The organism is Halomonas sp. OfavH-34-E (assembly GCF_024124525.1).
GTDB lineage: Bacteria > Pseudomonadota > Gammaproteobacteria > Pseudomonadales > Halomonadaceae > Halomonas > Halomonas litopenaei.
This window is the reverse complement of the sequence record NZ_JAMXRY010000003.1, coordinates 55,841-69,809: the sequence shown is the minus strand read 5'-3', so window position 1 is coordinate 69,809 and position 13,969 is coordinate 55,841. Positions and strand designations below refer to the sequence as shown.

Sequence of the window (13,969 nt, the reverse complement as noted above, 5' to 3'; positions counted from 1 at the left end):
GAACAGGGATCACCTTTCGCCCCCGGAGAAGGAGGACTCGACGATGCCAAGCCGCCGATCGGCCATTCTGGTGGTCAACTGCGGGTCATCCAGCCTGAAGTTTGCCGTATTCGGTCTGACGGAAGGGCTCGCACGGCTGGTTTGGGGATCGGCCAGTGGGATCGGCACGTCACAAGGCCGGCTCCAGATGTCGAGTGCACAGGGAACGGTTGACGACCACCCCGCGCGACTGGCTGATCATGCCACCGCCATCGAGAAGGTCGACACCCTTCTTCAACAGCAGACAAGCCGACTGGACCTCGTCGGCATCGGGCACAGGGTGGTCCATGGTGGCCCCGATTGCGACTGCCCCCAAAGGATCGATGCCTCCCTGCTGGACCGGCTTCACGCTCTGGTGCCACTGGCTCCGCTGCACCTGCCACACAACCTGGCCGGCATCACCGCCATGCGCACGCAGTTCCCCGACGTGCCCCAACTCGCCTGCTTTGACACGGCGTTTCATCACGGCCTGCCCGCGGTCGCCCGGCACACCGGCCTGCCCCGGGAATACGCGGCCCAAGGGGTGCGTCGCTACGGTTTCCACGGCCTCTCCTACGAGTTCATCGTCGACGACCTGAGACGGCGCCACGGCCCCGCAGCGCTCGACGAACGACTGATCGTCGCACACCTGGGCAACGGGGCGTCGATGGCGGCGATCCGCCACGGGCGCAGCGTCGAGACCACGATGGGCTTCAGCGCCTTGGGCGGCATGCCCATGGGTACCCGCAGCGGCGATCTGGACCCCGGTATCCTGCTCTATTTGGCCGGTCATGACGGGCTCGATGCCGCAGAGATCGAGGAACTTCTCTATCGACGCTCGGGGCTGCTGGGGCTTTCCGGGGTGAGTGCCGACATGCGGGAACTCCTGACGCACCGCGAGGACACGCCGGAGGCCACGCAAGCCGTCGACTTCTTCTGCCATCGTGCCCGCCACTTCATCGGTGCCCTGAGCGCCGCGCTCGGCGGGCTGGACCGGCTGATCTTCACCGGCGGCATCGGCGCGAACTCACCGGCGATCCGGGCACAGATCTGCGCAGGAATGGGGTATCTCGGCATCACACTGGAGGAAGGACGCAACCGCACGCCCGGGCCGGTGATTTCCGCCGACGAGGGCCCGGTCCGGGTAGAGGCCGTGGCCACCGATGAAGAACGGATGATCGCCCGGCACGTGCAGCGCACATTAACCAACACCCAGGAGGTGACATGACCCAGATGGCAACGCCAGTGGCCCTTGCGACGCTCGATGACCTGATTCAGCAGGCCGGTGGCGGTGACCCGATCCGCGTCGCCGTGGTCAATGCGGCCCAGGCGGCGGTGCTGGAGACGCTTCGCGAGGCGGCGAGGCGACGCATCGCCGAGCCGGTGCTCATCGGCCGCCCCGCCGAGGTCGTCGAGGCCGCCGCGGCGATCGGGTGGGACCTCGATCCACAAGCGATGATCGAGGCCGATTCGGATGTGGAGGCCGCCCGCATCGGGGTGGAGCTCGTGCAGGCCGGACGCGCGGATGCGCTGATGAAAGGGCACCTCCACACCGATACCTTCATGCATGCCCTGCTGGGCAATGGCCTGCGACAGCCCGGCCGGCGAGTGAGCCACGTCTTTTTGGTGGACGTGCCCGACTGCCCACGCCTGCTGGCCGTGACCGATGCGGCCGTGAACATTACCCCCGACCTCAATGCCAAGGCGCAGATTCTCCAGAACGCCATCGAGCTGATGCACATGATCGGGCTCGAGCGGCCACATGCCGCGGTCATTTCCGCCGTGGAAACGGTCAATCCGGCCATCGTCTCTACCCTGGATGCGGCCTGCCTGACCCTGATGGCCCGCCGCGGCCAGATTGCCGGCGCCGAGGTCGACGGGCCACTGGCCTTCGACAACGCCATCTCGGAACGGGCCGCGCGCGAAAAGGGCATCGACTCCCCGGTGGCGGGGAAGGCCGACATCCTGCTCATGCCGGATCTGGTGTCAGGCAACGTGTTGGCCAAGAACCTCGAGTACCATGCCGGCGCCACGGCGGCCGGGGTGGTCATGGGGCTGACGGTGCCGGCGGTACTGAGTTCCCGGGCCGACCCGCCCGAGGCGCGCCTGGCCGGACTGGCCGTGGCGGCGCTGATGTACCGCGCGGGGATCCGCCTGCCCGTGCCCTCCCCTGACGAAGCGGAATCCACCTTCTGCTGTTCCCCGCAACCCGAGTCGGCCTGCTGCCCCAGGGAGGTGCGCTGATGGACACCACGACCCGAACCACCACCCGAGCCACCATCGACGGGACGACAGCGAGCCCACCGGCGACGACCACCGACGCGCGCCTGCACGCCATGATGAGCCTCTTCACAGGGGGGCTGTCACCGACCGCCGTCCAGCAGGCCTGGTGGGACTGGGCGCAACACCTGCTGCTGTCACCGGACAAGCAGACGGAACTCGTCGGCAAGGCCCTGCGCAAGTGGCAACGTTTCGGCAGCTACTGCGAGCGCGCCGGCCAGGCGCCGTGTGAGCCCTGCATCGAGCCGCTGCCCCAGGACAAACGCTTTCGCGACGAGGCCTGGCAGCGCTGGCCCTTCAACATGCTCTATCAGGGCTTCCTGCTGCAGCAGCAGTGGTGGCATGTGGCCACCACCGGCGTACCGGGCGTCTCGCGCCACCATGAGGCGATGGTGAATTTCGGCGCGCGGCAGATGCTCGACATCTGGTCGCCGTCAAACTTCCTCGCCACCAACCCCGAACTGCAGGAGCAGACGCGGCGCGAGGGTGGCGCCAACCTGGCCCGTGGTGCCTCCAATCTGCTGGAGGACTGGCAGCGACGCCAGGCCGGCGAAGGGCCGGTGGGGGTCGAAGCGTATCGGGTCGGCCGAGACGTGGCGGTGACGCCTGGCAAGGTGGTCTACCGCAACCGGCTCATCGAGCTGATCCAGTACGCGCCCACCACCCAGGAGGTCCATGCCGAACCGGTGCTGATCGTGCCGGCCTGGATCATGAAGTACTACATCCTCGACCTCTCCCCGGAGAACTCCCTGATCCGCTACCTGGTGGCCCAGGGCCATACGGTGTTCGTCGTCTCCTGGAAGAACCCGGGCAGCGAGGAGCGGGACCTGGGCATGGCCGACTACCGGCGGCTGGGGGTCATGGCGGCCCTCGACGCGGTCACGGCCATCTGCCCGCAGCAGCGTGTCCACGGCGTGGGCTATTGCCTGGGCGGGACGCTGCTGTCGATTGCCGCGGCCGCCATGGGCCGGGACGGTGACAATCGCCTGGCCAGCCTGACGCTGCTCGCCGCGCAGACCGACTTCAGCGAGGCCGGTGAGCTGATGCTGTTCATCGACGAGGATCAGGTGCGTTTCCTCGAGGACCTCATGGCCGTCAGGGGCTATCTGGACACCCGGCAGATGGCCGGCGCCTTCCAGCTGCTGCGTTCCCAGGACCTGATCTGGTCGAGGATGGTGCGCAGTTATCTCGCCGGCGAACGTCCGCCCATGTTCGACCTGATGGCCTGGAACGCCGACGGCACCCGCATGCCGGCGCGCATGCACAGCGAGTACCTCCGGTGGCTGTTCCTCGACAACGACCTCGCCGGTGGGCGCTACCGGGTGGACGGACGGCCCGTATCGCTGACCGACATCGAGATTCCCGTGTTCGCCGTCAGCACGCTCAAGGATCATGTCGCCCCCTGGCGCTCCGTCTACAAGGTCCAGTGGCTGACGCCGGCGGACGTCACCTTCGTGCTCTCCAGCGGCGGGCACAACGCCGGCATCGTCAACCCGCCCGGTGATTCCCGCCGCTTCCACCAGATCTCGACCATCCAGGCTGAGGACCCCTTCATGGATCCGGATGGCTGGCAGGCCACTGCCGCGCATCATGACGGCTCCTGGTGGCCCTGCTGGCAGGGCTGGCTGGAAGGTCACAGTACCCAGCGCATACCCGCTCGGGAGCCGGGGGTGACCAGAGGCTATCCAGCGCTGGACGAAGCGCCAGGGCGTTATGTACTGGAGTAATGAGCCCGTCCTGCGGGCCTGCTAGAGGAAGCGGTGCAACTGTAACCGCGAATTGACCCGAATGCGTAGCTCTCCATGAGCTGCCGAGCTGTGCCACTCAATGAGGTAACATCATGAAAGCACTCGTCTATCACGGACCGGGCCAGCGACGCTGGGAGGAAAAGCCGCGCCCGAGCATGACCAAGCCCACGGACGCGGTAGTGCGCATCACCCATACCACTATCTGCGGCACCGACTTGCACATCCTCAAGGGCGACGTGCCCGCCGTGGAGGATGGTCGTACCCTCGGCCACGAGGGCGTCGGCGTCGTCGAGGAAGTCGGCGACGGCGTCAGCCATATTCAGGTCGGCGATGAGGTGCTGATTTCCTGCATCACCTCCTGTGGCCGCTGCGACTATTGCAAGCGGGGTCTCTATGCCCACTGCCGCGACGGCGGCTGGATCCTCGGTCATCTGATCGACGGCACCCAAGCCGAGTACGTGCGTATCCCGCACGCGGACAACAGCCTGCACCGCTTGCCTAAGGACATGGACCGCGCCGCGGCGGTGATGCTCAGTGACATTCTGCCTACCGGCCATGAGATCGGCGCCTTGAACGGCGAGGTAGGGCTCGGCGACACGGTGGCCATTGTCGGCGCGGGGCCCATCGGCCTGGCGGCCCTGATGACCTCGCGCTTCTATTCTCCCGCACGGATTATCATGATCGACCCCGACGAGAACCGTCTGGCCATGGCCAAGCAGCTCGGCGCCACCGACACCATCGCCCGGGATCCACTCGACGCTATCGACGAGCTGACCGGTGGCGAAGGCGTGGACGTCGCCATGGAAGCAGTGGGAATCCCCGAGACCTTCGATATCTGCCAGCGCATCGTGCGCCCGGGGGGGCATATCGCCAATATCGGCGTGCACGGCAAGAGCGTCGAGTTCCGCCTGCAGGATCTCTGGATCAAGAATGTCACGGTGCGTACTGGCCTAGTGAACACCAACACGACCCCGGTGCTAATGCGCATCGTCGAGGCCGGTGGCGTCGAGCCCGCAGGTTTGGTGACCCACCGCTTCAAGCTCGACGACATCGAGAAGGCCTACGACGTGTTTTCCCGGGCATCGAAGGAGCAGGCCATCAAGATGCTATTGACGGCCGAGTAACCGATCCGGGGGGATGCGATGGGCGCCACCTGGGCCAAGGACTTCGCCCGCCACAATACCTGCGTCGCGGCCATCGCCCGGGGGTTTTACCGGGCCATGGTGGAGGCGATGCCCGACAAGGTCCTCGACAAGCTGCGGGCCCAGATCCCGGAGAGACGGCTGGCCCCAAAGGGGTCGCACACTCGGTACAGTTCATCTTCGATAACGACTACATCAATGGCCGCATCCTGGAGCTAGATGACGGGCTGCATGTGTAGACGGGGGACGCAGCCCGTATGCACCGTTCTGAATAATGACAAGGGGCGAACCGCGATGAACCATGAACGAGTGGAACAGAAGTCTTTCGTGGATCCGGTATGTGGCATGGCAATCAGCTTCAAGACCGCCGCCACGGGGAGTGAATACCAGGGCAAGCGCTATTACTTCTGTTCGCCGGCCTGCCGCGACCAATTCGAAGCGAACCCCGAGCGCTACGTTAGGGGACACCGCCAGCATGGGTTGAGACGTGAGTGAGCGTAGAGGGCCTTCATCCTGACCCAGACCTCGGTCGTCCCGGCCCCGCGCATCGGCCACGGGCGCATCCCCCTGCACGACCCCCCGACTGCTGCAACTGCACCTGCCTACACTGCCTGTGCAAGCGGCATATCATCTTGGAGACTCTCGCAGCGCGGCAGAAGACCTTGGGCACTGGACACCGGAAGTGACGGAGAATGCACATGGAATACCTCAACTTGAATGACCGCAAGGGCCTGGTGGTGGGCGTGGCCAACGATCAGAGTCTGGCCTGGTCGGCTGCCCAGCACTTCCGCAATGCCGGTGCGGAGTTGGCGCTCACCTATCTCAACGACAAGGCTCGCCCCCATGTCGAGCCACTGGCCCGGGAAGTGGACGCCGGGCTGTTTCTCCCCTGTGACGTGACGGTACCAGGACAGCTGGAGGCAGTGTTCGACGCCATCCGCCAGCGGTGGGGGCGGCTGGACTTCCTCCTGCATGCCATCGCCTGGGCACGCAAGGAGGAGCTGCACGGACGCCTCACGGACTGCTCGGCCGAAGGCTTCACCGAGTCGATGCTCATTTCCTGTCACTCGCTGATCCGCATGGCCCAGCTGTCCGAGCCGTTGATGGACCGGGGCGGCAGCCTCATGACCCTGAGCTACGTCGGCGCCGAGAAGGTCGTCGACCACTACAACGTCATGGGTCCGGTCAAGGCCGCGCTGGAGGCCTCGGTACGCTACCTGGCTCACGAGCTGGGCCCGCGGAATATCCGTGTCAACGCGATCTCTGCGGGGGCGGTGGCGACCCGGGCCGCCTCCGGCATCGAGCATTTCGATGAGCTACTCCATGAGTCCGTCAAGCGGTCACCGCTGCGCCGCACCGTAGAAGCCGATGAGGTCGGTCGCGCCGCCCTGGTGCTGGCCAGCGACTACACCAGCGGCATTACCGGCGAAGTGCTCCACGTCGATGCCGGCTTTCATATCGCCGGTATGGTCTTTCACTAGTGGTGGGGGTCCTCACCAAATCAGGCGCGGGCTTCACTGCCCTGCTCGCCGCCACCTTCGTCGTCTTCCTCGGCTACGGCACGGTGCTGCCGATCCTGCCGCTGTTCCTCGACCGGGTGCTGGCGGTGACCACCCCTGGGGACGTATCGCGGCACACCGGGCTGCTAACGGGGATGTATACCCTGGCTTTGTTCGGCTTCGCCCCACTGTGGGGTAGTCTCTCCGACCGCCTGGGCCGTCGCCCCGTCCTGTTATGGGGGCTGGCAGGGTTTGCGCTGGCCATGCTGGGATTCAGCCTGACGCGCAACCTGCCACTCGCCTATGGAGTACGGGCCCTTGCCGGCGCCTTTGCGGCAGCAGTGATCCCGGTGGCACTGGCGCAGGCGGCCGAGTGTGACGATGCCACGCTCCGTGCTCGGCGATTTGCCTGGCTCAGTGCCACCGCCACCCTGGGCTTCTTGTCCGGCCCCATGCTCAGCGGCTGGCTCGCCAGCATTCCCATGGTGATGCCTCAATCCGACATGGTGCTCGGCGGGCCGGTGGCTTGGCCCTTCGTGGCCACGGCAGGATTCGCCGCAGGGGTGTGGTTGTTGACCTACCACCACGTTCGTGAACAGCCGGTACAGCGCTCTTCTTCCGACGCACCCGCTTCGGAGCCAGCGTCACCTCGGGCCGTCGGTGGCTTCCTGGCGCTTACGCTGCTGGCGATGCTCGGCCTGGGGGCCTTTGAGGTGGGCCTCAGCCTGCAGGGGCGGCAATCGATCGGCCTCAATCCTTTCAAGGTCGGTTTGCTGTTCACGGAGTGCAGCCTGGTGATGCTGGCGGTGCAGCTGCTGTGGTCGGCACACCCGCCGAAAGGACTCACCCCCGGCCACTTGATCGGCGGAGCCTTCCTGTTGATGGCCATGGGCATTCTTGGCCTCCCCTACGCCTCGGGCTTCTGGCAGGCAGTCGTCGTGGTTGCGCTGCTGGGGGCTGGATCGGGGCTGTTGATTCCGTTGCTCGCCTATCAGGTCTCCCTGGCCAGCGGACCGGCACAGGGTGCGGCGCTGGGCAAGCAGACCGCTTTGTCCAGCCTCGGGCAGGCCGTTGGGTCTGCCGGTGCCGGATTGCTGTTCGTGGGTAGTGCGCTCGGCACGTACTGGGGTCTTGCGATCGTGCTTTTCGTTACCGCTATCCTCACTTTCGTTATTCACTATCATCCTCGCGTGATAGCAATGGTTAGCCACACACCGCGTCAGGATTAAAGGCAGTATTTCATGGTGAAGACTGAATCTGACAACCTGGGCCCTGCACATACGTTTCCTGCTTTCTTCGATCTTGATGCATATCAATGGACGGTTAGCATCACTGGTCTAAGGTGAGAGAGCCACTTCTCAACAATTTGTCTGCCATTATGGCCAAGAGCCCACCGACACGCCGCCTCAGCCTTGCCCACGCCTTGCCGTGGCTGCGTATCGGTATGGCCGTACTGATGCTACTGGGTCTATTCCTGGTTGCGATTCAGTCTAACGCTCACCATGAGACCGGCTTCCTTCAGGGGAGCACACAGACCGGGCAACACCTCGACGCCCCCCGTGATACCCCCAACTGCCATCACGGTCATGGTACGCGCTACCTCGTCGGTGCCATGACGCATGTGCCGCAGCAGGACATCAAATTCGCGACTGTTCACCCCTCCTGGGGCGGTATGGATCCGACTCTTCGACTAATCGCCAGCACTGGTGTCCCACAAGCCCTGCCCGATCCTTCTCCGCTTCCCGTCTATCTGCTGACACAACGATTCAGATCCTGAGTCCTGGGTAACTTTCCACACCCCCAGTCGTTGTTGCATGAGATTGACCTGTGTGCAGCACACAGCCGAAATAATGCAAGCAAAGGGCCTGAATGGGCCCAAAAGCTCGCCAGGAGAACGATCATGAAGATTCGCAAGCACACTCTCGCCCTCGGACTCGCCCTAATACTCGGTGCCAGTGGTAGCGGCGTCGCCCTCGCCCAGAGCATGCCGACCAATCAGCCCGATCAAGGAAGCGGCATGATGAGCGGCAGCGGCGGTCAAGGTGACATGGGACCAGGCATGATGAGTGGAACGATGGGCGGCGGCCAGGGCGGCATGGGGCCCGGCAAGATGAGTGGCATGATGGGCGGCGGCCAGGGCGGCATGGGGCCCGGCATGATGGATGGAATGATGGGCGGCGGCCAGGAAGGCATGGGGCCCGGCATGATGGGTGGAATGATGGGTGGCGGGATGATGCCCTGCTCGATGATGGGCGGCGCTGGCATGGGCATGATGCAGGAAATGCTCGAGCCGGAGCAGCGCGACGAGATGCGTGAACTGATGCAGGAACACCGCCCCACCCAGTTCGAGCGCATGGGACGCCTGATGAACCTGCGCGACGACCTGATGGCCGAGATGCACGGCGAACGCCCCGACGCCGAGGAGGTGAAGGCGCTGCACGGCCAGATGGCCGAGCTGCACGGCGAGATGATGGCCGAGATGGTGCGCATGCGAAATGCCATGCATGACCTCATGACCGATGAGCAGCTTCAGCAGCTGCAACAGGCGAAACCCGAGGGTGGTGTCGATCCCGACGACCACGACGAGCATCACTGACTCGCTTCGGTTGAAGCGCCAGAACGTCCGGGCGGCCACAGAAGAGCCGCCCCTTCGGCTTCGCCAGTAGGAGATACGGGATGAGAGACACCGTGACAAGAACGACCACCCTGACGGTACCCGGCATGGGCAGCGACCATTGTGCCGGTATCGTGCGCAAGACACTGGAACGCCTCGATGGGGTGGGCGATATCCAGACCAATATCGCCAGCCACCATGTCAGCGTGACCATCGAGGCAGGTGGGCCCGACGGCGACACCTTGAAGGAAGCCGTCGAGGGCGCCGGCTATGACGTGGCCGCCGTCAGTGGTGGTAGCGGCAAGCAAGAGGTCCGCCTGACCGTTCCCGGCATGGGATCGGATCACTGCGCCGGCATCATCCGTAGCACCCTGGAACGGCTCGAGGGGGTCGAATCGATCGACACCAATATCGCCAGCCATCGCGTCTTGGTCGCGGTTGCCGCCGATGGCCCCGATGGCGATACGCTCAAGAGCGCGGTGGAAGGGGCCGGCTACGACGTGGCCGCCGTGCAGACCGACGAGGCGGAGGACGCCGACAGCGACGCCGAGATCGAGGAAGCCTATCTGAGCCAGGCCCGCAAGCGGCTGATCATCGCCGCCGTGCCCACCACCTTGATCATGCTGCTGATGATGCCGCACATGTTCTGGCAGCCGATCCCGGGGTATCTGGCGCTCATCGCCGTGCTGGGCTTTCCGGTGGTGTTCCTCTACGGCGGGATCGCCACCCACAAGTCGACCTGGCGCTCGCTGAAGAACGGCACCTTCAACATGGATGTGCTGATCTCCATGGGCAGCCTGCCGCCCTACCTGATCGGTCTGGCTGGCTTCGTCTACCCCATGACCTCATTCATCGAGATGGCCGCCACCATCATGACCTTCCACCTGCTGGGGCGTTACCTAGAGGCACTGGCCAAGGGCCGCGCCTCCCAGGCCATCCGCCGCCTGATGACCCTGGGCGCCAAGACCGCACGGGTGGAGCGCGATGGCGAGGAGATCGAGGTATCGGTGAAGGAGCTTGCCCCGGGCGACATCATGATCGTGCGCCCCGGGGACAAGATTCCCACCGACGGCGAGGTGGTCGAGGGAGAGAGCCATCTCGACGAGTCCATCGCCACCGGCGAGTCGATACCGGTCTACAAGAGCACCGGGGACAGCGTGATCGGTGCCACCATCAACAAGGAGGGGCGACTTCGGGTCAAGGCGACCCGCGTTGGCGGCGATACCTTCCTCTCCCAGGTGGTGCGCCTGATCGATCAGGCGCAAGGCTCGCGGGTGCCCATCCAGGAATTCGCCGATCGCATGACCGGCCGCTTCGTGCCGGCGGTGCTGGCCATTGCCCTGGTGAGCCTCGCGGCCTGGGCACTGTTCCCGGATGCGTTGCGGCCGATCCTCGACTGGGGCGCGACCTTCCTGCCCTGGGTGAACCCCGAGGCCGCTACGCCGGTATTGGCGATTCTCGCTGCCATCGCTGTACTGGTCATTGCCTGCCCCTGCGCCCTGGGGCTGGCCACCCCCACGGCGCTAATGGTCGGCTCGGGCATCGGTGCCGAGCGTGGCATTCTGATCCGTTCCGGCGAGGCGATCCAGACCTTCAAGGACGTGAAGGTGATGGTACTCGACAAGACCGGGACCATTACCCGCGGCGAGCCGAAACTCACCGAGGCCGTCGCCGCCGAGGGCGTCGACGAAAACCGCCTGCTCACCCTGGCGGCAAGCGTGGAGAACGCCTCGGAGCACCCCATCGCCCGGGCCATCGTCGACGGTGCCCGGGAGCGCGACGTGAAACCCGGCGAGGTCAGCGAGTTCCGTTCCACTGGTGCGCGCGGTGTCTCGGGCAAGGTCGGCGAGGAGAGCGTGCTGATCGGCAACCGACGCCTGCTCGAAGAGGAAGGCGTGACCGGCCTCGAGGCCCTGGATGACGCCATGGGCGAGCTCGAGGGCAAGGGCCGCACCGTGGTGATAGTCGCCGCCGACGGCCAGGCACTCGGCCTGGTGGCCGTGGCCGATACCCTCAAGCAGGAGTCGGTGGAAGCCATCCGCGGCATGCACGACCTCGGCCTGCATGTGGTGATGATCACCGGCGACAATGAACGCGCAGCCCGCGCCGTGGCTGAAGAGGTGGGCATCGACGAAGTCCAGGCCGGCGTGCTGCCGGAAGGCAAGGTCGATGCCATCCGCGCCCTTCAAGAAAAACACGGCAACCACGTGGCCATGGTCGGCGATGGCATCAACGACGCCGCGGCGCTGAAGCAGGCCAACGTGGGTATCGCCATCGGCGCCGGCGCCGACGTGGCCATCGAGGCGGCGGACGTGACGCTGGTACGCGGCGAGCTCACTGCCGTGGTGGACGCCATGCACCTCTCCCGTGCCACCTTCGGCAAGATCGTCCAAAACCTGATCTGGGCCAGCGCCTATAACGTGGCCGCCATTCCCATCGCCGCCATCGGGCTGCTGCACCCCATGATCGGCGTCATCGCCATGACCACCAGCTCGCTCTCGGTGATCGGCAACTCGCTGCTGCTCAAACGGCGCTATGCCCGGGAGCAACCCCGCCGTGAGCCATCAACTGCAGCCCAATCGGACCAGTCCCCTGCCAAGGGAGACCTCTCATGACACAGCCACATCCCACCAAACGCCCCACAAGAGAGGCCGAGCCGCAGAAGGCACCATCACCACATGGCGGGGCGCTTCATAAATGGATGATGACCGCCTGCCTGGTGCTGATGGGAGGCGCTGTGCTGCTCTTCATGTGGCACGGCCAATCGCTTGCCAGCGGAGCCTGGCTGGTACTGCCGCTGGCACTCTGTCTCGGCATGCATTTCCTGATGCACCGTCATCTCGGGCATCATCACGGTGACCGGGATGAGTAACGTAACGCCAGCTGCCCTGCGGTGCCGATCAATATCGTGACAGAACGGCCCGTGTCATGTGCTCCAGAAGCTGTTAACGCCAGGAAAACGACCCACACCAACCGACAGGAGGCAAGCTGAAAAAGAGCCCATTGGCATCGGTGCCAGACATACGACACCGATGCCCTACTGGCCCTTTCTCATCCGGTCAATCGTCTCTGGCAGTGGCCATGCTCTTCCTTCCACCCACCTTCTTTCTGTTCTGATCAGGTCGGAGATCATATCAACATCGAGTGCATACCCCGCTGAGGTAACGTCCTCTACTTAGACGGATGGCTCTACCCGACGAAGGTAGGCGAGACGACAATGGCCAATCGGCAGGCCGCCGCCCAGTTCAGCAAGACCTCCCACAACAGCAGTTAGCCCAGAGCGTGTAGAGATCAAGAGTTCTCCTCCATCCCCAGCGTGGAAATGGTGATCCTCGAGGCGAGCTTTGTCCTGCCGCAAGCGGGTGCCGCCAACGCTATGGCGTTACCCTGCGAGACCCTGGGCGATCCTATGGCTGCCGGTCTTTCCCACTGTGTGCCAACTCGGCATAGATTCCGTAGCGCAGATCCTCCTCTTGGCTCTCCGGCTCGTCCGGCGGCGCTGGGGACAGCGCCATGATGCGACCGCTCGAAGCATCGAGCAGCCTCGCGAGCTGCCCATAGTCCAAGGCTATGCCTTCGCTGCCGAGTTGATCGAGGCGTGCGAGAGTGTCGGCCAGTGTCGACATATCATGCTTTTCCTCTCCCAGAGGAGGAAACACCTGCACGAGGGGCCGGCCGCTACCCAAGCCGATCTTGATGGGCTGATCGACAATCTGAACCTGGGTGCCGGCGGGTACGCGGTCGAAGATCGACTCGATATCTTCGGGAAACATGCGAATGCAACCTCGGCTTGCCCGCATGCCGATGCCATCCGGCTGATTGGTGCCGTGGATCAAGTAGCCATCGAACCCCAGGATAATGGCATGGTCCCCCAGCGGATTATCCGGGCCAGGAGGGACCACGCTTGGCGCCTCCTCTCCGCGCTCTCTGGCTTCTCGCTGTACCGACTCGGGTGGATACCAGGCGGGATTCTTGATGTTCATGGTGGTCTCGGTGACGCCGAGTGGCGTATCGAACCCCTCGCGACCGATACCGATGGGGTAAGTCTCGACGCGTGACGTCTCACCATCGCCCACCTCCGGGTAGTAGTAGAGGCGCAGCTCGGCGATGTTGATGACGATACCGGTGCGCTCGGCTTCGGGCAGGATGAAGCGTCCGGGAATGGTCACCTCGGTACCCTCGCCGGGAATCCAGAGACTCACGTCTGGATTGGCGCGCACGATCTCCCTATACCCCAGGTTGTGTTGCCTGGCGATGTCGATCAGGGTCTGTTCCTGATCTGCCACCGATACGCGGTAGGTGTCACCTATCACGTTTCCCGTCTCGGGCAGCGGAAAATGGCCGAGGGTCCTCTTGTCCTCCTCCTGGGCCAGAACGAGGCCGGAAAATGCCAGCCAGCCGGCCAGCATCCCCACCAGTGTGCGCATTCGGAGCTGCCACAGTGAGGCCTGTCTCGCTGACCCGGAGTGAACTTTCGACAAAGGCATCATCCCCTCTCCTTTCGCCAGCTGGATTGTCATCCAGACCGACGTTTGTTGAATGACCAGCCAAGCAGCCTCAGCAGCCCGGTCAGCTATAATGTAACCTGGACGTTCGGTGTGAACTGAAGGGGGCTCGAACATCGGCAAGCGGAACACCCCGGTCGTGAACAGGCCCAGCAGGCTGGAC

General features: G+C 64.6%; 11 protein-coding genes. 10 read left to right on the top strand and 1 reads right to left on the bottom strand.

From position 1 onward, the window contains the following. The first annotated feature begins 43 nt into the window (after nt 1–43). The 10 genes from NH448_RS02230 to NH448_RS02185 all read left to right on the top strand — a co-directional run bounded on the left by NH448_RS02230 (nt 44) and on the right by NH448_RS02185 (nt 12,173). A complete protein-coding gene (locus NH448_RS02230; protein ID WP_023004660.1) occupies nt 44–1,246 on the top strand; it encodes an acetate/propionate family kinase in 1,203 nt (400 codons plus the stop codon). Next, on the top strand, nt 1,243–2,262 hold the full coding sequence (locus tag NH448_RS02225; protein ID WP_204249010.1) for a bifunctional enoyl-CoA hydratase/phosphate acetyltransferase: 1,020 nt from the start codon (nt 1,243–1,245) through the stop codon (nt 2,260–2,262). The genes NH448_RS02230 and NH448_RS02225 overlap by 4 nt, the downstream gene beginning before the upstream one ends. Next, nucleotides 2,262–4,025 (top strand): alpha/beta fold hydrolase, encoded by a 1,764-nt coding sequence (locus NH448_RS02220; protein ID WP_045995011.1) that lies wholly within the window; start codon nt 2,262–2,264, stop codon nt 4,023–4,025. The genes NH448_RS02225 and NH448_RS02220 overlap by 1 nt, the downstream gene beginning before the upstream one ends. Nucleotides 4,026–4,138: 113 nt before the next feature. Next, nucleotides 4,139–5,170: a zinc-dependent alcohol dehydrogenase family protein gene (locus tag NH448_RS02215; RefSeq protein ID WP_045995012.1), complete on the top strand. Its 1,032-nt coding sequence runs from the start codon at nt 4,139–4,141 to the stop codon at nt 5,168–5,170. Between the two features lie 312 nt (nt 5,171–5,482). Then, nucleotides 5,483–5,683: a YHS domain-containing protein gene (locus NH448_RS02210; RefSeq protein ID WP_045995028.1), complete on the top strand. Its 201-nt coding sequence runs from the start codon at nt 5,483–5,485 to the stop codon at nt 5,681–5,683. 203 nt (nt 5,684–5,886) lie between these two features. Then, nucleotides 5,887–6,669 (top strand): enoyl-ACP reductase FabI, encoded by a 783-nt coding sequence (fabI, locus tag NH448_RS02205; RefSeq protein ID WP_045995014.1) that lies wholly within the window; start codon nt 5,887–5,889, stop codon nt 6,667–6,669. Between the two features lie 2 nt (nt 6,670–6,671). After that, nucleotides 6,672–7,916, top strand: coding sequence for an MFS transporter (locus NH448_RS02200; RefSeq protein ID WP_045995029.1), 1,245 nt, complete (start codon nt 6,672–6,674; stop codon nt 7,914–7,916). Nucleotides 7,917–8,587: 671 nt separating this feature from the next. Then, nucleotides 8,588–9,283, top strand: coding sequence for a Spy/CpxP family protein refolding chaperone (locus tag NH448_RS02195; protein ID WP_045995016.1), 696 nt, complete (start codon nt 8,588–8,590; stop codon nt 9,281–9,283). An 80-nt stretch (nt 9,284–9,363) separates the two neighbouring features. Further along, entirely contained in the window at nt 9,364–11,916 is a 2,553-nt protein-coding gene (locus tag NH448_RS02190) for a heavy metal translocating P-type ATPase (RefSeq protein WP_045995017.1), read from the top strand. After that, nucleotides 11,913–12,173, top strand: coding sequence for a DUF2933 domain-containing protein (locus NH448_RS02185; protein WP_157033146.1), 261 nt, complete (start codon nt 11,913–11,915; stop codon nt 12,171–12,173). Before NH448_RS02190 ends, NH448_RS02185 begins: the two co-directional genes overlap by 4 nt. 535 nt (nt 12,174–12,708) lie before the next feature. Here the strand turns inward: NH448_RS02185 and NH448_RS02180 are convergent. Next, nucleotides 12,709–13,728, bottom strand: coding sequence for a L,D-transpeptidase family protein (locus NH448_RS02180; protein ID WP_253028382.1), 1,020 nt, complete (start codon nt 13,726–13,728; stop codon nt 12,709–12,711). Nucleotides 13,729–13,969 lie beyond the last annotated feature (241 nt).